We start from the raw sequence: 21092 nt of genomic DNA, 5'->3' as shown, positions 1-21092 counted from the left end.
GTTTCCATTCATTTCAAATTTATTTACCTTAGCATAAAATAAAATCTAAAAAATACATTTATGCAGTCGCACGAAATTGACTATAAGATTTTAGGGCATGATGTTCAATTGGTGGAAGTTGAGCTCGACCCGGGAGAAACCGTAATTGCAGAGGCCGGCGCCATGCTGTATATGGAAGACGGGATAGAATTTACTGCGCGAATGGGCGATGGTTCTAATCCAAACGCCGGTTTTTTTGACAAGCTGCTGTCTGCGGGTTCGAGGCTGATAACAGGTGAGTCGTTGTTTTTAACTCATTTTACCAATCAGGGGTGGGGAAAAAAGCATGTGGCTTTTGCAGCGCCTTACCCGGGCACCATTATTCCAATGAATCTGGCCGCATTGGGTGGACAAATTATTGTGCAGCGCGATGCCTTTTTGTGCGCAGCCATGGGAACAAAAATTTCTATTACGTTCAGTAAAAAACTGGGCGCCGGATTTTTTGGCGGTGAAGGATTTATTTTGCAGAAACTGCAGGGCGATGGCAATGCTTTTGTACATGCCGGCGGAACCGTAATTGAACGGCAGTTGAATAACGAAACGCTGCGGGTTGACACCGGGTGTATTGTTGGTTTTGAGCCGTCAATTGAATACTCCATTGAACAGGCCGGTGGATTGCGTTCTATGGTGTTTGGCGGCGAAGGCATTTTTCTGGCTACGCTGCGTGGAACCGGAAAAGTGTGGTTGCAAAGCATGCCCATCCGGAAGTTGATTCGGGAGCTTTCTCCTGTTGGCGGAAACACCCGGAAAGAAGGGCGGCCGGGGCTGCTGGATAGTTTATTGGAAAGTTAAACTTCGAATAATAATTTCAGCTTGCAGATTCAAATTAAAGCTGCAGGCTGAAATTGCTATTTGTTGCTGTTTTATACGACTCCCGGCAAACTGATACCTTTTATTTTTCGATACAAATCGAGGGCAAAAACATCAGTCATTCCCGAAATAAAGTCCACTGCCGACTGAATTTTGTGGTATAAACTTTCGCTTTGCGGATGGTACTGCTCCGGAAGTAACGACATTATTTTTTTGTTGTATTTGTTGTCTGGCTCCACAAAAGCCCCTACAAATTCTTCCAGCAGGGTGCCGATAATTTTAAAACCGGCTATTTCAATTTCTACCACTGTTCGATGGGCATACACTTCTTTAAACGAAATTTCCTTTACCTGTTTCATGGCAGTTGCCTGCGGGTTTTGCAGTGAGCCGATAAGCGTGCCATCGAAATTTCCGGACAAAATAGCATCGTAGTTTTCTTTGAAAATTCGGATGCTTTCCCGAATGAGTTTGCCGATAACTCCGGCACGCATGTAACTAATTTGTTCGTTTTTATCGGAGACCCGCCGCAGTGTTTCTTCAATACTTTTTAGCGCCCTGCTGTCTTCTGTCGGATCATAAAAATTAAGAAACAGTTCTTTTACCTTGTCGTAGCTGAGTATGCCCAGCTTGCAGGCATCTTCCAAATCCATTATCTGGTAACAAATATCATCAGCCGCTTCTACCAGGTAAACCAATGGATAGCGTCTGAAAGAAAGATGTTCATTTTCGGCCCGGAGGATTTGCAGCTCCTCTGCTATTTTTGTGTAAGCTTCTTTTTCTGATTGGAAAAATCCGAATTTTTGTTTGGTGGCGAGTGGCGATTCAAACGGATATTTTACAATGCTGGCCAGCGTGGGATAAGTGAGGGCAAAACCGCCCGGACGTTTTCCGCTAAACTGGTGGGAAAGAATGCGGAGAGCGTTGGCATTTCCGTCGAATTGCGTAAAGTCGTTCCATTCGCTTGGAGTGAGTTTTTCTTTGAATTCTTTGCCGGCTCCGTTTTTAAAGAAGTTGGAAATGGCCGATTCGCCTGAATGGCCGAAAGGAGGATTTCCCAGATCGTGAGCGAGGCATGCCGTGGAAACAATGGTTCCGATTTCCGGGATCAACGGGTTGTCCGGATTTTCGGCAACTGTTTTTTCTACGGCCAGATTGCCCAGCGAACGTCCAACACTGGCTACTTCGAGGCTGTGGGTAAGTCGGTTGTGCACGAAAATATGCTCAGGCAAAGGAAAAACCTGGGTCTTATTTTGCATCCTTCGGAACGGCGACGAGAAAATAATGCGGTCGTAATCGCGCTGAAACTGGGTACGGTCTTCCGGTCTTGCCGGGGTTTTCCATTCTTCCATACCCAAACGTTTGGTTGAAAGTAATTTGTTCCAATCCATTTTTATATTGTGTAAGTTGAATATTTTTTTACTTCTCCGGCCAGCTCGCGGGCTTTCCCGTTGCTCACCTGGTCGAGTTTTTTCCAGAATTTTTCGCTGTGGTTTTTTATTTCGGTGTGCACCAGTTCGTGCAGCAAAATGTAGTCGATAAGGTGGTCGGGCAGTTTCATCATTTGCAGGTTGAGGCTGATGTTGTTCTGAGAAGAACAGCTTCCCCAGTTGCGTTTGTTGTTCCTGATGGTAATTTTATTGAAGCTGAAATTGTGGGCCAGGGCCAGTGTTTTTATGCGGGGAGGCAGCAAAGTACGTGCTTCGTAGCGGAAAACCTGGGTGAGAATATTATCCAAAAAGACTCTGCCTTTTTCTGATTCAAAGTTATCTGAATATATTTTTACCACGTTGCCGGCAGTTTCTACATCATTTTCACTTCCTGACAGTAATTGAACGGTGTGAAGTTTGGTGCTGAACACCTCGCCCGACTCGTATTTTTTTCTGCGCTCGGAAACTCGTTCCTGTTGCGTTTTTATCCACGTTTCGTTTTTTGAAAGAAAGGAAAGTGCCTCTTTTTCAGAAATAAAATAGGGAAAAGAAATGAGTACTGATTTGTCCGGTTTTACACTAATCTTCATGTTTTTCGAACGCCGGTTGCGAAAAAAAGTAACCGGTCCTATGCTTTTAAAATGAACTACTTTGTTTGGCATTCGTTTTATAAAAATAAAACCAAATATACCACATTATGGAACAGAACAAAAAAATGGAAGTATTCTCCAACCTCACAAAACAAGTTACTATTGTTTCGGTAGAAGAGAAGGTGCTGCAGGGCAGTCTGGTATTTGAAGCACAGAATCAGTTCCCCGGGTATTATCACGAAACGCCCACCAAACCGAAGCCTATTTACATTTACCTTGTGCTCGACAAACAATATCCGCTGGAGGAAGTGTTGCGGGCAACGCAAAATATTGAGAAAGAATACGATTGGAAATTCGATTCGGGTAAAGGTTACATGCTAATTGGCACGCAACTGCTGAATGTCATTCGGTTAAGGCATCTTTCTGAAATAGATTTGGTGGAAAAAATTCAGGAAGCCTATCAAAAACAGGGCATTCAGTTTTTGATGAACAAAAAGCTGAAAGGAAAACTGGAAGCAGAAGTGAAAATTGTTAAGTTCTTGTCGCTGGAACAGCTTGCAGACGGTGTGTATCAGGAATTGCAAGACGATAATTTCGGCTACATCGAAATTCCGAAATACCTGAAGTACGATACTTTTGTGAAAGTTACCATGGACGTAAAATACAACTGGATGGGGCATGAATTTGACGCTGCATCCGGATCGTTTTACAAAGACGGAACCCTGGTTGAGTTTGTGAGGATACTTTCGAATAAAATAAATGCTGAATATTTGGTTAAGCTGAGAAAGCTGTTTCTTGAAAAAATACGGTAACCCTTCCCGAAAAATTCGACGATTTTTTTAATTTAGCCTCTGGTTAACAGAACCCATTTGCGAGCGGATGGGTTCTGTTATTATTTTTTGCCTTAACCAACGAAAAAGAACTATGGGAAAAAACAGTAAATTTCGAATTGCAGTTATTTCTGTTTTGGCGATTGCCGTAATAGCCGGAGCAGCTTATTTTTACCGCCTTTTTTTACCTTCTGCCATCAAAAAAAACAATTTAGTCTCTGAGGTTGTAGACAGAGGCCCGGTGATACTTTCGCTGCATGCCACCGGAGTTGTTGATTCAGAGAGCGAAGTACTTATTTTGAGCCCTGCTGCGGGGATAATTAAAAGCGTTGTTGCCGAGCCGGGGAGCAAAGTAAAAAAAGGAGATGTTATTTTGCAACTGAATACCGACGGGGTTACTGATGCCATTGAAAGCATAAAAGACCAACTCGAAGTAAGGCAGAATAATTTGGAGCGCACCCGGCTGAATGCACAAAGCACACGCCTCGACCTGGATTATAACGAAGAAGTGAAAAAGCTGAAAATTACCTCGCTAAAATCGCAGTTGGCCGATCAGGAGCAGTTGCTGGAAGTAGGCGGAATATCTCCGGCACGAATTGCGCAAACCAAGCAGGAAATCACGCTGGCAGAGAAAGACCTCCAGACTTTAGTTGAAAAAAATTCAATCAGATTGAAGCAGCTCAAAACAGAAGAAGCCGGGATTCTGTTGCAAATAAGAATGCAACAAAAGGAGCTGGAAGAAAAGCAGGAGCTTATCCAGAAAATGAGTATCCGGGCACCCTCTTCCGGAATAATTTTGTCCATCTCGGGCAGGGCAGGTGAGAAAGTTAAAACCGATGACCTGCTGGTGCGCATGTCTGATCTTACATCGTTTAAAATAATTGGCTCGGTTGAAGAGCAACATGCGGTTCAGCTTAAAACCGGCGACAAAGTGTTTGTGAATTTGGGCGAAGAACAATTGGAAGGTACGGTTGGAAATATCACTCCAATGGTAGAAAACAACAAAGTTCAGTTTAACGTGCATCTTCAGGAAAGCAGTCATCCGAAGCTGATTGCAAATCAACAGATTGAAATTCAGATTATTGTAAATTCAAAAGCAGATGCCCTGCGTATAAAAAGAATACCGGAAATTGAGAACGGGCAGAAACACAAAATGTTTGTGGTGAAAGGAGATAAGGCAGTTAAAAAGGATTTTACGTTGGGAATTATCGGGAACGATTACTGCGAGATTCTTTCGGGACTGGAAGAAGGCGATGTTGTTATTACCGACGGCCTCGGAGCATACAGGCAATTTGATGAAATTGAAATTGAAAAATAAACCCGGGGAAATGAAGCGATTGTTGTTGTTAATTCTGACGGTTTTTTTGTTGGCGGCGAATCCGCTGTCGGGGCAAACCGATTCTATCGGCTACAGCCTCACGCTTGACGAGGTAATTGAGATGGCACTTTTACATTCACCCACCGCAAAATACATTCAGAACCAAAATGTGAATTATTACTGGCGGTATCGAAATTTTAAGACCCGATTCAGGCCGCAGTTGACGCTTTCCGGCGATTTGCCCAACTACACTCATTCTACCCAGCCAATTACCCAGCCCGACGGGAGCATCGAATTTAAACAGGTTTCCAATCTGGCGGCATCAGCCAACCTTTCGTTAAGCCAGTCGATTCCTCAATTGGGAACATCTGTGTGGGCAAGCACTTCGGCTCATGGTATAAAAAACTTAAATAAAAACGAAATAGGTTATTCAGGAAGCCCGTTTGTAATTGGTTTTAGCCAGCCGCTTTTTGCCTACAACTGGATGAAGTGGTACCGTAAAACGGAACCTATGGTTTACGACGAGGCGCAAAAGCTGTTTGTGGCGCAAATTGAGCAGATTGCTTTAAACACAACCAGCAGGTTTTTTAACTACCTCACCGTGCAAACCAATTTTAAACTTGCTGAAAGCAATTTGAAAAACAGCCTGGACAATTTGAAAATCTCGCAAACAAAAAAGCAGCTTGGTCAAATTTCTGATAATGATTTTTCGCGCATTGAGCTTTCGGTATTAAATGCACAAAAAGCCCTTAATCAATCGAATATTGAATTGAAGAATGCTGATTTTGAGCTAAAAAGATATGTCGGTATCGAACAGGGAATGGACATTGATCTGATAATTCCGCTGGGTTTCACTCTTTTCGAAATTGACCCGGGGCTTGCTTTGGAAAAGGCCAAAGAAAACCGTAGAGAAACTTCCCTTTATCAGCGAAGGCTTATTAATGCCGATCGTGATTTGGCAGAAGCAAAAAACAGCACTGGTTTAAGAGCCACCCTCTCAGGGAGTTTTGGGCTGTCTAATAGTGCAGATGAGATTCTTGGAATTTACGAGCAGGCCGAAAAAGATAAAATGTTGCGGGTTTCTTTGCGTATTCCTATTCTCGACTGGGGAAAATCTGCGTCAACGGTAAAGCTGGCAGAATCTGAAAGGGAACTTACTATTTACAACGTTAATAAGGATATGGAAGAGTTTGACCGGGAAGTTGTTGTTCAGGTCGAACAGTTCAGTCTTATGAAAGATCAGTTGAAAACTGCGGATGAAGCGGACAAGGTTGCTGAAAACGGTTACCAAATTGCACTTCGCAAATTTCAGAATGGCGAGCTTAGCATTACCGATTTAAATATTGCGTTACAGGAGCGGGAGCAGGCAAAACGCGATTACATACGTTCGGTGCGAAGTTACTGGGTTGCTTTTTACCGGTTAAGAATGCTGACTTTGTTTGATTTTGAGAGAGGGCAAAATATTACCTACGGAAACCCAATGCTGGAGGAAAAGGTCGACCGGTTTGTTTTTTAACAGAACCGAGCGTTTTGCGATTTTTGTGGATAAGCGGTGTTTCCCGAAGAAGCAGTGAATCTTTTCAGGTGACACATAAAAAAGCAGGCACTGAGTTTTTTTTGAAATTTCAGTGCCTGCTTTTTATATTGTTTGGCTGTTCTATTATTTCCGTGAATTCCGAAGACGGGGATTTTTGCGCGAAAAGGAGTTCTCTTCAGATCTGAATTAACGTAATGTTATACTATTAATTTATATCCTTTCCCGTGAACATTGATAATTTCCACAGAGGGCTCGTCTTTTAAGTGCTTCCTCAGTTTGGTAATGTAAACATCCATGCTTCTGGCATTGAAATAGTTGTCGTCAATCCAAATCGATTTTAAAGCATAATTTCGTTCCAGAACTTTGTTGGCATTCTGACACAATAATTTAAGCAGGTCAGATTCTTTGGTTGTCAGTTTTACCGTCTCTTCAGCATCTGCCAATGTTTGTTTTCTTGTATCGAAAGTATATTTGCCCAGCGTAAAAACAGGCTCGTTTGCAACCTGCGATTCTGCCGATGTTCTGCGTAAAATGGCTTCAATTCTGAATATGAGCTCTTCCATGCTGAAAGGCTTGGTGATGTAATCATCGGCACCCAGTTTAAATCCTTCAATTACGTCGTCTTTCAGATTTTTTGCAGTCAGAAAAATAATGGGGATGTCAGGATTTACAACCCTGATATCTTTAGCAAGAGAAAAACCATCCTTTTTGGGCATCATAATATCCAGGATACAGATATCGTAATGCTCTTTCATAAAACCTTTATAGGCTATTTCGCCGTCCGGATAAAGGTCCGCGCCGAATCCTTTGGCAACCAGGTACTCTTTTAAAAGCACACCCAGGTTTTCATCGTCTTCAGCCAAAAGTAATTTTGTTTTCTGTTCCATGCTTATTTTTTTAATTTTGGTAACAATATACTAAACTTTGTGCCTTTGTTTACAGCACTATCTACTTTAATCTTCCCATTGTGCAAATCCACAATTTTCTTCACGTAACTAAGTCCAAGCCCAAATCCTTTAACATTATGTACATTGCCGGTAGGTACCCGGTAAAAGCGGTCGAAAATTTGTGCCTGGTGTTCTTTTGAAATACCAATCCCGTTGTCTTTAACTGAAATAATAATATTGTCGTTCTTGTTTTCGGTTCCCACGGTAATTTCAGGCTCTCCGTTGCTGTATTTCATCGCATTGTCGAGCAGATTAAAAATAACGTTGGTGATGTGTATTTCGTCACCTTTTATAATAGTATCTTCTGCTTTCAGATCAGAATGAAGTACGCCGTTTTTGCTTTTTACCCTCAGTTCAAAATTATTTAATACATTTTGAAGCGTGTTGTTTACATCAAACTCTTTGAATTTCAGTTTTAACCGGCCTTCATTAAATACTGCCATCTGAAGCACTTTTTCTACCTGAAAACTGAGCCGTTTGCTTTCCTGATTGATAACTCTCGAAATGTGCTCGATGGTTTTCGGAGTGTTTGTAATGCTTCCGTCTTCAAGCATCTGGCTCGCCAGCGAAATAGTAGAGATTGGCGTTTTCAACTCATGCGTCATATTATTAATGAAGTCGTTCTTGATCATGGATAATTTCTTTTGCCTGAAAATAACCATGATGGTATAAGCAAAGATGGCAATTAGCAACCCCGTTAAAATAACGGTGGGGATAATGGTAAAACCGGTTGCCCGTAAAATATACCCTGAGCGTTTCGGAAAATAAACATACAGATAGTTGGGCTGCTGCCCGTCAAAATCGTATGGAAAAAGCAGACTGTAATACTCTTTGGTTTTTGAGGGGTTGTACCCCTGGCTTCCGGTAATAAATTTGTCTGTGCCCTGGTTTGAACTCCGAACAGCATAGCGGTATTCCGGTTCGATGCCCGATTCCTGAAATACAGTGCGAATAGATTCGGCAAGGTAAGCCGAGTCAATTCGTTCTTCCAGCGGTCTTCCTTCCAGCAGAATTTTGTAGTTGAGCCAGTGCGTATCTTTTAGCCATTGTTCTCTTCTTCGCTCCAAATCCATGTTGAACTCGTGTAACTGATCAAATGAAGAAGCGTCGTTTGGCGGCTTTAATAAATGATCTGGCTGCTGAGCACTAATCGAGTCAGTTATGATAACCTGAAATTCTTCCTGAAAATTACCGAAAAAGTTTCCATCGGAGTAGCGGAACTGAAAACTGCCCGACAACTGACTTGCCCTTTGCCGCGGAAAAACACTCAGGTTTCGCTGAGGGTTATTTGTTCCCGGCAAACGGCCTAACCGTGCGCTTTCCCGGGCAACACGCTGTTCGTGCAGTTCCATCTGATCGACCACCCTTTTTAACGCACCTTTTACCATTTGGTTGAATTGCTCCTCCCGAATGTCAGATGCAGTTTTGATGAGGTTGGTCTGAATCAGGATTAACCCTGAAAGCACCAATGCCATTAAAACGATTAATGTCAATAACATTTTCCTGCTCATGCAGCAAAGATAATTTTAATGAAAAATCGGCAAAATTCCTCTTAACATTATTTAACAGGACAGCCTTCAATGTAATTATTATTAACCTCAGGGAGGTTCAATCTCTTTAAATCTAAAAACTTATTTCCCTTCCGGTAACAATATTTGCTCAATTACTACCGGAAAATGCTTGTATTCCAGTTCATGTACTTTTGTGGCTACTTCTTCGGGCGAATCGGTTTGCAAAACCGGGCATTTCGCCTGAAAAATCAGCTCCCCTTCATCATATTTCTTATTTACAAAGTGGATTGAAATTCCGGTTTCGCTTTCCTTGTTGTCAACCACCGACTGGTGTACTTTCATTCCGTACATGCCTTTTCCTCCGTATTTGGGAAGAAGCGCCGGATGAATGTTTATGATTCTAAAATTTTCCACCAAATTGTCTGGAACAAGCCACAAAAAACCGGCAAGAACAACCAAATCGATGTCTCGTTCCTTGAGCTTTTGTGCAATTTGTTCGGTTTCGTAAAACTGTTCCCGGTTAAAAACAAAGGTTTTTACTCCATTGGCTTCTGCCCTCGAAAGTGCATATGCTTTTGGTTTATTACTCCATAAAGAATCTACCTCAATGGCTTCATTATCTGAAAAATAGTGGATGATATTTTGAGCATTTGTGCCTGAACCTGAGGCAAAAATGGCTATTCTCTTAACATTCATTTTAAATTGTATTAATACATTGGAACATTTGAATAATTGGTTCAAATTTAGAATATTACATTTTTAATATACGGGCCTTGAATCATCTTTTTTATATTTTTTCTTTGAAATATAAACTGTAAATGTATTACTTTGCAGCGAATTATTTAAAAACACAAATTAGTATTAACTAAAATTTTAGAATTATGTCTGACGTTGCAGCAAAAGTAAAAGCAATTATTGTTGATAAATTGGGAGTTGACGAAAGTGAAGTAACCAACGAAGCATCATTCACCAACGACCTTGGAGCCGATTCACTTGATACAGTAGAACTCATTATGGAGTTTGAAAAAGAATTTGATTTGGCTATTCCGGACGATCAGGCCGAAAAAATTTCGACTGTAGGTGAAGCTATTGCTCATATAGAACAAGCAACTAAGTAATCCAGAAGATTAATTTCATGGAATTTAAACGGGTAGTTATTACCGGAGTGGGCACCGTTAATCCTTTGGGAAACACGGTTAACGATTTTTGGGAAAACCTAAAAAACGGGGTTAGCGGTGCCGCACCCATTACAAGGTTCGATGCCTCAAAGCATAGAACCCAGTTCGCCTGTGAGGTCAAAAATTTCGATGTGGAAGAATACGTAGAACGTAAAGAAGCACGAAAATATGACCTTTACACGCAATATGCAATGGCTGCTGCTACACAGGCAATGGACGATTCAGGACTTAATCTGGACGAAATTGACCACGATAGGGCAGGTGTTATTTGGGGTGCAGGAATTGGAGGCCTTCAAACCTTTTACGAAGAAACAAAAAACTACCGTGAAGAAAATCCCCGGTTTTCGCCTTTCTTTATCCCTAAAATGATTGCCAATATTGCCGGGGGGTTAATTTCTATCAAATACCATTTCAGGGGTCCTAATTTTACAACAGTTACCGCATGCGCATCAGCATCGCATGCCATGATTGAAGCTTTCAACATGATTCGCCTCGGGAAAGCAAAAATAATGATTACCGGAGGCTCGGAAGCTGCAGTAAATCAGGCGGGTGTTGCTGGATTTAACTCTATGCGCGCCATTTCAACACGGAACGATGACCCCAAAACGGCGTCCAGGCCGTTTGATAAAGACCGCGATGGTTTTGTAATTGGCGAAGGTTCAGGTGCTTTCATATTCGAAGAATACGAGAGTGCCAAAAAACGAGGCGCCAAAATTTATGCTGAAATGATTGGCGGAGGTATGTCTGCAGATGCTTATCACATGACGGCACCCGATCCTGAAGGACATGGCGCACAGCTTGTGATGAAATGGGCTCTGGAAGACGCCGGAATATTACCGGAAAATGTTGATTATATTAATGTTCACGGAACTTCTACTCCGTTAGGAGATATAGCCGAGTCAAAAGCTATTCAGAAGGCTTTTGGTGAACATGCATTAAAAATAAGTATTAGTTCCACAAAATCTATGACCGGACACCTGCTGGGTGCCGCCGGTGCAGTGGAAGGACTTGCCTGCATTCAGGCAATGAGGGAGGGGATTATTCCTCCTACCATTAACCACTTTACTGACGATCCGGAAATCGATAACAGGCTCGATTTTACATTTAACGTTGCAAAAGAGAGACCGGTTAACATTGCTGTTAGTAACACATTTGGTTTTGGTGGACATAATGCAACTCTCGTTTTTAAAAAATTTTGACATTCTGTGGTTAGAAAAATAACACAACGAATAAAGCTCTTTTCTTCTCCTAGAAAAGAGTTTTATTTGTTTTTAAAAGATTTACTTGGGTTTTACCCTTCAAATCTGAAATTGTACGATTTGGCTTTTGTGCACAAATCGGCTTCGGTTCACGATTCGCAAGGGAACCTGGTAAATAACGAGCGGCTAGAGTTTTTGGGAGATGCCATTCTGGGGGCAATTATTGCCGATTTTCTCTATAACCGCTTTCCGCAACAAGACGAAGGTTTCCTTACTAAAAACCGGTCGAAACTGGTTAATCGTGCCTTTTTAACACATCTGACCTTCGATATGGGGCTCAACGTTTTTATCGATTCCAACACAACAAAAAATATCGATAAAAGTCACATTTACGGAGATGCGCTTGAAGCCCTAATCGGAGCAATATATTTGGATGCCGGCTACCGGAAAACGAAATATTTCGTAACCAAAAGAATTCTTTCTCAATTTGTTAATCTGAATGAAGTTGAACAAAACGATACCAACTTTAAAAGTCAGCTAATTGAGTGGAGCCAGAAAAATAAGAAGGACATTAAATTTGAGACAACCGAAGAACCGGCTTCTGACAAATCGAAACAACCCCGGTTTGTTGCAAAAGTAATTGTAGAAGACAAAAAGCTGGGAACCGGGACCGGGACTTCGAAGAAAGAAGCACAGCAAAACGCAGCGCAGGATACAATTAAAAAGCTTCAGAATTAGAAATTGTACATGCTCTGCTTTGGAATTCATAATTGCTATATTTGCCCCCGAAAATAACAGATGAGCGACATTTTTATTTACACATTAGGTTTTTTATCGCAGGTGCTATTCTTTGCCCGGAATATTGCCCAGTGGTTTTTGTCTGAAAAGGAGGGGGAAGTAATTTCTCCGGTAGTTTACTGGCAAATCAGCCTGGCAGCTTCCATTCTGATGCTTACCTACGGTATTTTGCGTAACGATTTTGCCATTGTCCTCGGGCAGTTTATTGTGTACCTCATTTACATCCGAAACTTACAGTTGAAAAAAGCCTGGCGCCGGATGCATATTGTATCACGTATTTTGGCTGTTGCTGTCCCGTTAGCGTACCTGGGCTGGCTGTTCTGGGGCGAGTCCTATAACTTTAGCTCTATTCTGAAAAACGAAGAAGTTTCGGTTTTGTTAATGATTTGGGGAACAGCCGGGCAAATTATTTTTACGTTCAGGTTTATTTACCAGTGGATTTATTCTGAAAAAAGGAAAGACTCTTTTTTGCCTCTGGGGTTTTGGATTATTAGTACCGTGGGGTCGCTTATGATTTTTACCTACGCAATTTATCGCCTCGATCCGGTTTTGTTTGCGGCACACAGTCTTGGCCTTTTTATATACATCCGTAATATTTTACTGCACTTCGGATATGGCAGCCTTTTTTCGAAGCTTGAAAAAATTCCTTTTTTTAATAAGGTGATTGGAAAGATTGCAGACAAACTGAAATAGGTCAGTGCCAAAAGAACACCGACCTTTTTCACGGACTGATTAGTCGTTTAACTTTTATGTTTTACGATTTCCCGAAGCACCATCCAAATTGGAATGGAGATAATGAAGTAAAACATTCCGTACAACGGCGCAATCATACTTACGCGCAATCCGCCTGCAACCAGAGCCGGAGAAATGTCGCCGGCCCTCTGTATTGCAGCAAATGCTTCAACCATCCCGACGGCCTGCCCTAAAAGCCCCAGTATAAAAGAGAGGCTTCCGAACATAAGAATGTAATTGATTCCCCTGCCTGAATAATTCTTTTTTGCGAAAATTGCGATACATGACTTTGAAGCAAAGAATACCATTGAAAGGCCGGTTGCCGTTACAATGGTCATAAACAACGGTCCTCCTGTTCGGTAAGTTTCAACGAGAGATGCAAGTATACTCATGATTTCAAAATTAGTGTTATTTATTGGAACAAGTTTACGGGGTTGAATCATGAGTCGGAAATTTTGTCGACCAACAACATCAAATCGTGTTTGGGCCGCACGAAATTAATGACTTTGCTTTTTAGAACAGAATTTTTGTCGTTCTGCCTCGCCCCGTGGATGTTCGTCGATAAAAAAATGTTTTTGCAAAAAAGGATATCATTTTTGCTGAATGTGTAAATTGCAGTAATGATAAAGCGGCTACAGTTTAAATACCGGCGTTTTTTTATGCACCTTCTATTCTGGTTGGCGGCGTATCTTTTTTTTATAGTTTTCTACGGACGCTCCAGCCGCGATTATTCGGTGACCATTATTTTCGTTTCAATGCTGCTGCCGCTGTCAATAGCGACCACCTATTTTCTGAATTATTTTCTCATCCCCCGGTTTCTGTTCACCAAAAAGTACGGCAAATTTGCGCTGTTCGTGTTTTACACGTTGGTTGTGTCCATGTGGATTGAACTGCTTATTTCGCTGGGTGTTTTCATTTTAATTACCAATTACCAGTCGGATAAAATGAATCCGTCGTCGTTTGACGGGTTGCTGTTAATGGTTGGCCTTTATTTTACAATTCTTATTGCGGTTGCCATAAAAATGGTGCGCCGCTCATTTCAGATTCAAAAGAAAAATACCGATCTCAACAACCGGCGTTTAAAAATGGAGCTAAAACTAAAAGAAGCCGAGCTGAAGTTGCTGAAAGCCCAGGTTCATCCTCACTTTCTTTTTAATACGCTTAATAATTTGTACGGATTAACGTTGGAAAAATCGGACGAGGCCCCCAAGCTGGTTTTGCGGCTTTCCGAAATTTTGGACTATATTTTATACCGTTGCGAAGAAAAGGAAGTGGCATTGGCCGAAGAGCTCACCAATCTGAAAAATTACATTGAAATAGAAAAAATCAGGTATCCCGAAAAACTGAAGCTGTCTTGCGTTTTTCCGGAATCGCCGGGCGATCTGAAAATCGCTCCGCTCATTCTGCTGCCGTTTATCGAAAATGCTTTTAAGCACGGGGTGAGCCATTTTCCCGGAATGGCATTTATTAATATCGATATAAAAACAGAAAACGGAACGTTGTTTTTTCGTGTTGAAAATTCTAAAAATCCGGCAATGAAAAAGAGGTTGGGAAGCAGCAACGGCGTTGGATTGAGTAACGTTCGAAAACGTCTCGAGCTTATTTATCCCGGCACATATAATCTAAAAATAGACGAAGCGGAGGATGCTTTTTCTGTAATTTTAACCGTGAAACTACAATCGTAATATGTACAACTGCCTGATTATAGATGACGAACCGATTGCCATTCGGGTGATTAAAAAACACCTGGCGGCATTTGCCGGCTTTCATGTTGTTGCCGAATGCCACAATGCGCTCGATGCCATGCCGGTTCTGTCTTCAGAAAAAATCGATTTGATGTTTTGTGACATTCAGATGCCCCAAATTACCGGTGTTGATTTCATCCGTTCGCTTGCCCATCCTCCACAGGTAATTCTTACCACGGCGTACCGCGAGTATGCCATCGAAGCTTTTGAACTGAATGTTGTGGATTATCTGCTTAAACCCGTTTCGTTCGAACGATTCACGAAATCCATTGGTAAGTTTCTGGAGTTGCAGGCTTTAAAAGCTGAAAATGCTGAAATCACGGCGGACAGTTCGCCATTGGTTCCCAGCTTTATTTTTTTGAAGGCCGATAAAAAACACTACAAAGTAAATCTCGACGAAATACTTTATTTCGAAAGTTTGGGCGATTACGTGATGGCCTTCACAAAAGACAAAAAAATAGTAACAAAAGAGAGGCTCAGCTATCTGGCTGAAATACTGCCTGCAAGCTGTTTCCTGAAAATTCACCGGAGCTTTGTTGTTTCCATTCCGAAAATTGAATCGGTGGGACCCGGGTTTGTGGAAATAAATAAGAAAAAACTCCCCGTAGGAAGAAGTTACAAAGCGGAATTATTAAAGCTTATCGGAAGCAACAAGTCTTAGAATTACTACCTTTGCCGTTTATAAATGATACAATGTCAGAGAGTAAAAAATACATAAACCGCGAGGGATGGCTTTCCATTTTGGGAAACATCGTTCTTTTTGGCTTGAAATACTGGGCGGGAGTTGTTACCGGGTCGCTGGCCCTGATTGCCGATGCCTGGCACACGCTGTCCGACTCGGTATCTTCGATAATTGTATTAATTGGCGGTAAAATTTCGCGTAAGCCTGCCGATGATGAACATCCGTTCGGACATGGGAGAGCAGAGCACATTGCATCTGTAATTATCGGCGTATTGCTTGCATTAATAGCGTTCGATTTTGTAATAAATGCCGTTAGAAAATTTAGTGCACAGGAACAGACCGTTTTTGGAACTATTGCATGGGTTGCCACCATTGTTTCTATTTTGGTAAAAGAAGGAATGGCGCAGTATGCTTTTTGGGCAGCAAAAAAAGCCGACTCTTCCATATTGAAAGCCGACGGCTGGCACCATCGCACCGATGCACTCTCGTCGGTTGTTATTTTGGTGGGTATTGCCCTGGGGAACACATTCTGGTGGACCGATGCTGTTTTAAGTTTTATTGTTGCATTGATGATTGGCTGGGCAAGTTATCAGATTCTTGCCACGGAAATTAAAGCGCTGCTGGGCGAAAGCCCGTCAGACGACCTTGTGCTTTCCATTCGAAAGGCTATTCAGGAAGATTTTGATGAGCCGCTTCACCTGCATCATATTCATTTACATAATTACGGAAGGCATACCGAACTGAGTTGCCACATAAAACTTCCGCCCGACATGACCCTCGAAGAAGCACATGAAATATGTACCAAGGTGGAAAGAACCATCATGCAGAAATTTGGGTTTTATACTACGGTTCATCCCGAGCCTATTGAGTGGTAGTAGTCTTCTTTAGCTTTTTGAACACAATGTTTCCTTAAAAAAAGAGAGGAAAAACAGGAACGTTTGTTTGCCACCCCTGCCTTTCCTCTTTTTATCCCGAACAAAATGCCGGATTTTTGGCGGTCAGCCTCTTAAAGTTTTACATAGTTTGTTCCGTAAGGATATCGTTGCGGCCGGCTTAACATGGAATTGGCCAGATCGTTATTTGCAAACTTTTCGGCTTTCGGATCCCACTGCAGAATACCCGGTATTTTCATTGCAATGTGGCTGATGAGACAAACAGTACACGCACGGTGCCCGATTTCAACAGGCGAAATAGGCTGCTTGCGTGACTGGACACAGTCGAGCCAGTTTCCGTGTTGCTCGTTGCTGACATATAGGTGCGTTTCATTTTTGCCGATTTTCGATTTAAGAATTTCCTCACTACTGGCATCCAGCGCTTTTGTTGAGCCTTCCGGAATCGGATCGCTTTCTGTGGCACGGTATGCACCACGAGTTACGAAAATCCACCCGTCGGTACCTTCGTAACGGATTCCGTTGGGAAAACCGCCGCTTGTGTAAACAGTCATCCCGTTTTCGTATTCATGTTTTACCATAAAATCGCCATGCACATTCCAGTCGCCCGACTTGGGGAATTGAGCAACAGCCTCAACCGAGATTGGTCCTGTAAATTCGGTATCCATTCCCCACGCTGCCGAGTCGTAATGGTGCTGCCCCCATCCGGTAATCATGCCGGCACCGTAGTTTTCATGGCGAAGCCATCCCGGGCGACTGTAATCGTTTTGCGGATGAACCAGGTCTTCTTTATATTCAATTTCCGGGGTAGAACCGAGCCACATGTCAAAATTCAGGTTTTTGGGAATTGGCCCTGCTTCGAAAACCGGTCCGGAAGGGTCGCCGGGTAATCCTATTTTTACGGTGTGTACTTTTCCAATCCGGCCGTTGCGCACAAGTTCGGCAGCCCTCCTAAACTGTGGAGATGACCGTTGCTGTGTGCCTACCTGCAGAATAACGCCTTGCCGGTGCACAATGTCGCTGAGCAGGCGCCCTTCTTCAACGGTTAGCGACGTAGGTTTTTGCAGGTAAATATCTTTTCCGGCCAGCGCGGCCTCAATTGCAGGCTGCGAGTGCCAGTGGTCGGGGGTACTTATTATTACCGCATCGATATTCTTGTCGGCCAGCATGTCTTTGTAGTCGGCATACATTTTTACATCTATGGGGTTGGAACTGCCGGTTTTCCCTTTGTAGAAATCTTCAACCAGCTTTTTCCCGTCGGCCATTCGGTTGCTGTCAACATCCGAAACTGCTACCATGCGTGCTACATCGTACTTTAGCGTTTCGTGCATGTCGTGAACGCGTGCAATGCGCCCGCAGCCAATTTGTCCAATGTGTATTTTGTTGCTGGGTGCATTTTTGCCAAAAACCGACGAAGGAACTATTGTCGGTATTATCAAGGTTCCGGCTGATGCCGCAGCGGTGTTTTTAAGAAATGTTCTGCGTTTCATTGTTATAATTTTATTGATTGTTTCGTATTAGTTTTTCGAAATGAAAACAAAATTGCGTCATTAAGAATCGGCCTTTTTATTCTTCTTTATATTTTTCGAATTCCCCGGAAATATTGGCCTCACTGTAATCTCCGCTATGCACAATTACCCGGTACCTCAGTTTTATTTGCTCTCCTTTTTTTAGTTGGGTTTTTTCACCATTTTCAGGCCAATACATTGGTGTAGGCGAGAAAAATCCGTAGTCGCGGGTGAACCAGGGGGCCGGAAACCATTCGTTTGAAGGATGTTGCAAAATAGCTATTCCTTCGGTTTTTCCCATTCGTTTCCCTGAATAGTCCATCCAGGCTGAACGTTTTCCGAATGTGCCTTTTTCGCCGGAATCTCCTTCTGCATTTATCATGGTTCCTCCGTTAACCACAGCCAAATCGGGGTCAACCCGGCCGCTAAAAAGCGAATGGTTTGTTTTTTCAATGGTCACATCTTCCAGCATCTCCATAACGATGTCAAAATCAATTTGGAACTTGTCGGCGGAGGGAGCCGAAACGGTAATTTTTCGTTTGTCTTTAATGGGTGCATCAGCTCCCGGGCGGCGCCAGATGCATTCATTTTCAACTACGGCTTTTGCTGCTCCTGTTTCAAGAATATCAGCCCGCAGTGAAATAATTTGTCCGCGCTCCAATCCTTCCTGCCACCAGTTGCCGCCGTTCACACGGTCGCATCCGAAAAATAGCGAACTGTGGTGCGGGTAATTGGCATTTCGCATGGAAGTGACCGATGCTTTTGACGGGCCGTTTACCGGAAAAAAGAACGGGTATTTCTCAAATTCAGAAAGGATGTAGCTGGTAAATAAATTTCCGTCAACCCTGAATTCGATTTTGTCGCCGACTTTTTCTGCCGTGACTTTTGGTTGTGCTGCGGACGTTCCAATAAAAGCAATGCACACAATAATAATTAGTTGTAACCTTCTCATTTGTTTGAATTTTTATTCTTTTTTACCACATGGAATTTGCATGAGGTTGAATAACATGCTCACTTCATGTAGCATCATTTTGCTATTTTTTAATTTCTATTTTTGGCATTGATGAAAAACTGTTCCAGTACTTTTCAGCGGTTTCGGCATTCATTTCTCCGTCGAAAACAATCATTCTGTATTTCAATGTATAGCTGTGTAGTGGCTCCAGTTTCCAGTCTTCGTATCGTATAGGAACAAACTCAAAATACATGTCGCCCCTGTCCTCGTTGGCATTCAGTGGCCAAACCCGCATCGGCTCGGGGTGCATCCGGTTTGACGGGTGACTTAAAAAAAGTATTCCGGAACGGCCTTCGTCGGTGTCTGATTCGCCTTCAACAATGCACCAGCGGGCTAACGAACCGTCGGCATCGGCGCGGCTTTTTCCTTCGGAAGTAAGTACCGAGCAGTTGTTTTTGTGCCATTTTTCTGTAGCGCGGAAGCCGATTCCTCCGCCATATCGGTAGGCGTTAAGCATAATTCCATTGGGGAGAGGGCTGTTTAGCGAGGTAGTATAATCAATAACCCAGACTTTTTCTGAGATGTTCCAGGCCCTCACATCCAGAATTTCGTTCATGGCAACCTGGTCTTCTCCCTGCCCGCCAAAATCGATGTGCTGCTGAAGAGCCTTAAAACCACTGAAAATTTCTCCTTCAACTTCGGCTAAAAATGATTTGAACTTTACCGTTCCTTGTCCTTTGGCAAGGTTCCAGAAATCCACTTCGCGGTCGTCAATGTGTGTTAGTGTCCACGGGCCCCAAATGCCGTAATGATGATAGTGATCGGGCGCCTGAATGCGAGACAAAACTTCGCCTTTCGGTGACCACAACGGGTGAATGAACCCGGAGCGTTTGTATAACGGATTAACTCCTTCGGGCGGGAACGTGGTCTCAAAACGGTAACTTAAAACCGGTTTTTCATTAAAAAGCAAGCTGAGGTCTTTGTGTTTTTTTTGTATCCTGACTCCAGGCTGTTGGAAATCTGTGTTTTTTTCTGTTTTTAAAATGAAATTGCGTTTTGAGTTCTTTGCAGAAACTCCTTTCATAATAAACCAGAGCTTTGCCGAGTGGCCTGTTTCCAGCTGTGAGGGGATAGGTGTTTCGCCGTTTTCATCAACTTCAAAAAGCAACAAATCTCCGCTATCTGTATTGTAGTTTAGCCCGTCGAGAACAAGCGAAACCGGAGCATCAATCAGCTCCTTTTCAACCTGAACGGTAAACTTGGCCAACTCCTGGGAAACGAGATGAGAAGAAGCCAAAATCATTAGGGTAAGCAGTTTTAGTTTCATGTTGTGAAAAATTTATAGTGTTGGAACTACTTCATTAATCGTATTTTTAAAAGCCCTGATATTTTCGGTGGAAACATTTGGTGGCATTCCGCCGCCGCATGACCAGATAATCCGGTTTTTATCGCCAAAACTTTGTACCATTTTACGGGTTTCGACCTGAACTTGTTCCGGTGTTTCCGTGGCAAGAACGTCGCGGGGCGGCAGGTTCCCGATTAGCGCTATATCGGCACCGGCCAGTTCCCGAATCTCTTTCAGGCTATGTTCAAAACTGAAGTTAAACAAGTGTACACCCATTTCTTTCAGGTGGGGAGCCGAAACTAATCCGTGGGCGTCGTTGTGGAAAAAGTTTAGGTTGGAATCGAATGCGTTGAAAATTCGTTTAAAATAAGGTATTGCAAATTCCCTGCACTCGTCGTCGCCAACAAAGCCAACAATGTCGTCGAGCACGAAAATTCCTTCTATAGTCGGGAAGGTTTCTTTTTGATGCAGCAACCAGTTAATGATGAATTGAGTGATAGTCTCCAGCAGTTGATGGCTTTCTTTCGGATTCATCATAAAACTCATCATAAGTTCGGTGGTTCCCATTAAAAAAGATGCAATGTTCAGCGGGCCGCGAGCAACAGCAAATTTCACTTCGTGTCCCATCTCCATCATAGGTTTCTGGTAGTTCTGCAGGCGTTGAATAACAAATGGCAACAGTCCGTCAGTTTTTGGGTTGGGAGCTTTTAGTGTGACGGCTTCAGAGATATCATTAAAAATTTTTCCGGCGTGTGGTAAATTGTATTCGTCCCAAATCATTTTGGCTCCAAAAGCTGAAGGCTCTGTGCACATTCCAAATTCAGACCAAAAGCCAGGGAGGAAAATAATGTCGGGAAATGTTTCGATAACTTTTTTGTTGGCCTGAAACCAAACTTCTTCCGAAGAATAGAACTGGAGGATTTTTACTCCGGCCCATCCCGGAATCCAGGGACTGTCGATTATAAATCCTGTTACGGGTTTTTCAGGTGTTTTCCCCCGCACAGTTTCCAGCAATAGTTGCCATTGTTGATTTGTCATAGTTTTTGATTGATTC

At 42.7% G+C, this 21092-nt stretch carries 21 protein-coding genes; 11 read left to right on the top strand and 10 right to left on the bottom strand.

Features of this window, described 5'->3' with window-relative positions; translation table 11 throughout:
- Positions 1–60 precede the first annotated feature (60 nt).
- Positions 61–831 carry a TIGR00266 family protein gene (locus BUB08_RS11395; protein WP_073001879.1) on the top strand — a complete coding sequence of 257 codons (771 nt, stop codon included), beginning with the start codon at positions 61–63 and terminating at the stop codon, positions 829–831.
- A 71-nt stretch (positions 832–902) separates the two neighbouring features.
- On the opposite strand, the gene BUB08_RS11390 is transcribed toward BUB08_RS11395, so the two are convergent.
- Together BUB08_RS11390 and BUB08_RS11385 are read right to left on the bottom strand one after the other, a co-directional pair.
- The gene (locus BUB08_RS11390) at positions 903–2237 is read right to left on the bottom strand and encodes a deoxyguanosinetriphosphate triphosphohydrolase (RefSeq protein WP_073001877.1); all 1335 of its coding nucleotides are present in this window, start codon (positions 2235–2237) and stop codon (positions 903–905) included.
- 2 nt (positions 2238–2239) lie between these two features.
- On the bottom strand, positions 2240–2938 hold the full coding sequence (locus tag BUB08_RS11385) for a M48 family metallopeptidase (RefSeq protein WP_073001875.1): 699 nt from the start codon (positions 2936–2938) through the stop codon (positions 2240–2242).
- 35 nt (positions 2939–2973) lie between these two features.
- Here BUB08_RS11385 and BUB08_RS11380 point away from each other — a divergent pair, with 35 nt between their 5' ends.
- The 3 genes from BUB08_RS11380 (at position 2974) to BUB08_RS11370 (ending at position 6530) form a co-directional block, all read left to right on the top strand.
- Positions 2974–3678, top strand: coding sequence for a hypothetical protein (locus BUB08_RS11380; RefSeq protein WP_073001873.1), 705 nt, complete (start codon positions 2974–2976; stop codon positions 3676–3678).
- Positions 3679–3790: 112 nt separating this feature from the next.
- Positions 3791–5014, top strand: a complete 1224-nt coding sequence (locus BUB08_RS11375) for an efflux RND transporter periplasmic adaptor subunit (protein WP_175549997.1) — start codon at positions 3791–3793, stop codon at positions 5012–5014.
- 10 nt (positions 5015–5024) lie between these two features.
- Positions 5025–6530 carry a TolC family protein gene (locus BUB08_RS11370; protein WP_175549996.1) on the top strand — a complete coding sequence of 502 codons (1506 nt, stop codon included), beginning with the start codon at positions 5025–5027 and terminating at the stop codon, positions 6528–6530.
- Between the two features lie 218 nt (positions 6531–6748).
- On the opposite strand, the gene rprY is transcribed toward BUB08_RS11370, so the two are convergent.
- The 3 genes from rprY to purN all read right to left on the bottom strand — a co-directional run bounded on the left by rprY (position 6749) and on the right by purN (position 9705).
- Positions 6749–7438, bottom strand: a complete 690-nt coding sequence (gene rprY, locus BUB08_RS11360; protein ID WP_073001865.1) for a response regulator transcription factor RprY — start codon at positions 7436–7438, stop codon at positions 6749–6751.
- A 2-nt stretch (positions 7439–7440) separates the two neighbouring features.
- Positions 7441–9009: a sensor histidine kinase gene (locus BUB08_RS11355; protein ID WP_073001863.1), complete on the bottom strand. Its 1569-nt coding sequence runs from the start codon at positions 9007–9009 to the stop codon at positions 7441–7443.
- A gap of 120 nt (positions 9010–9129) precedes the next feature.
- Entirely contained in the window at positions 9130–9705 is a 576-nt protein-coding gene (gene purN / locus BUB08_RS11350) for a phosphoribosylglycinamide formyltransferase (protein ID WP_073001862.1), read from the bottom strand.
- A 185-nt stretch (positions 9706–9890) separates the two neighbouring features.
- Between purN and BUB08_RS11345 the strand changes: the two genes are divergently transcribed.
- From BUB08_RS11345 to BUB08_RS11330, 4 genes are read left to right on the top strand one after another with little or no spacing between them, the layout of a single operon-like run.
- Positions 9891–10127 (top strand): acyl carrier protein, encoded by a 237-nt coding sequence (locus BUB08_RS11345; protein WP_073001860.1) that lies wholly within the window; start codon positions 9891–9893, stop codon positions 10125–10127.
- 17 nt (positions 10128–10144) lie between these two features.
- Positions 10145–11386, top strand: coding sequence for a beta-ketoacyl-ACP synthase II (gene fabF / locus BUB08_RS11340; RefSeq protein ID WP_073001858.1), 1242 nt, complete (start codon positions 10145–10147; stop codon positions 11384–11386).
- 6 nt (positions 11387–11392) lie between these two features.
- Positions 11393–12124, top strand: coding sequence for a ribonuclease III (rnc, locus tag BUB08_RS11335; RefSeq protein WP_073001856.1), 732 nt, complete (start codon positions 11393–11395; stop codon positions 12122–12124).
- A gap of 60 nt (positions 12125–12184) precedes the next feature.
- Positions 12185–12877 (top strand): lipid-A-disaccharide synthase N-terminal domain-containing protein, encoded by a 693-nt coding sequence (locus BUB08_RS11330; RefSeq protein WP_073001854.1) that lies wholly within the window; start codon positions 12185–12187, stop codon positions 12875–12877.
- Between the two features lie 47 nt (positions 12878–12924).
- Here BUB08_RS11330 and BUB08_RS11325 read toward each other — a convergent pair whose 3' ends face one another.
- Positions 12925–13308, bottom strand: coding sequence for a MotA/TolQ/ExbB proton channel family protein (locus BUB08_RS11325; RefSeq protein ID WP_175549995.1), 384 nt, complete (start codon positions 13306–13308; stop codon positions 12925–12927).
- A 228-nt stretch (positions 13309–13536) separates the two neighbouring features.
- On the opposite strand from BUB08_RS11325, the gene BUB08_RS11320 reads away from it, so the two are divergent.
- From BUB08_RS11320 to BUB08_RS11310, 3 genes are read left to right on the top strand one after another with little or no spacing between them, the layout of a single operon-like run.
- Complete coding sequence (locus BUB08_RS11320; RefSeq protein ID WP_083570725.1) at positions 13537–14601, top strand: sensor histidine kinase; 1065 nt, start codon at positions 13537–13539, stop codon at positions 14599–14601.
- A gap of 1 nt (position 14602) precedes the next feature.
- Positions 14603–15322 carry a LytR/AlgR family response regulator transcription factor gene (locus BUB08_RS11315; RefSeq protein WP_073001850.1) on the top strand — a complete coding sequence of 240 codons (720 nt, stop codon included), beginning with the start codon at positions 14603–14605 and terminating at the stop codon, positions 15320–15322.
- A gap of 32 nt (positions 15323–15354) precedes the next feature.
- The gene (locus BUB08_RS11310; protein ID WP_083570724.1) at positions 15355–16218 is read left to right on the top strand and encodes a cation diffusion facilitator family transporter; all 864 of its coding nucleotides are present in this window, start codon (positions 15355–15357) and stop codon (positions 16216–16218) included.
- A gap of 131 nt (positions 16219–16349) precedes the next feature.
- Here the strand turns inward: BUB08_RS11310 and BUB08_RS11305 are convergent, their stop codons facing one another.
- From BUB08_RS11305 to BUB08_RS11290, 4 genes are all read right to left on the bottom strand, one after another.
- Positions 16350–17723 carry a Gfo/Idh/MocA family protein gene (locus tag BUB08_RS11305; protein WP_073001848.1) on the bottom strand — a complete coding sequence of 458 codons (1374 nt, stop codon included), beginning with the start codon at positions 17721–17723 and terminating at the stop codon, positions 16350–16352.
- Positions 17724–17799: 76 nt separating this feature from the next.
- Complete coding sequence (locus tag BUB08_RS11300) at positions 17800–18693, bottom strand: DUF6807 domain-containing protein (RefSeq protein WP_073001846.1); 894 nt, start codon at positions 18691–18693, stop codon at positions 17800–17802.
- Between the two features lie 82 nt (positions 18694–18775).
- Positions 18776–20020, bottom strand: coding sequence for a DUF6807 domain-containing protein (locus tag BUB08_RS11295; protein ID WP_217651606.1), 1245 nt, complete (start codon positions 20018–20020; stop codon positions 18776–18778).
- A gap of 12 nt (positions 20021–20032) precedes the next feature.
- Entirely contained in the window at positions 20033–21076 is a 1044-nt protein-coding gene (locus BUB08_RS11290) for a uroporphyrinogen decarboxylase family protein (RefSeq protein ID WP_073001844.1), read from the bottom strand.
- Positions 21077–21092 lie beyond the last annotated feature (16 nt).

Source organism: Mariniphaga anaerophila, from assembly GCF_900129025.1.
Classification (GTDB): domain Bacteria; phylum Bacteroidota; class Bacteroidia; order Bacteroidales; family Prolixibacteraceae; genus Mariniphaga; species Mariniphaga anaerophila.
The sequence above is the reverse complement of the archived record's forward strand: the minus strand, read 5'-3'. Positions and strand labels throughout refer to the sequence as shown.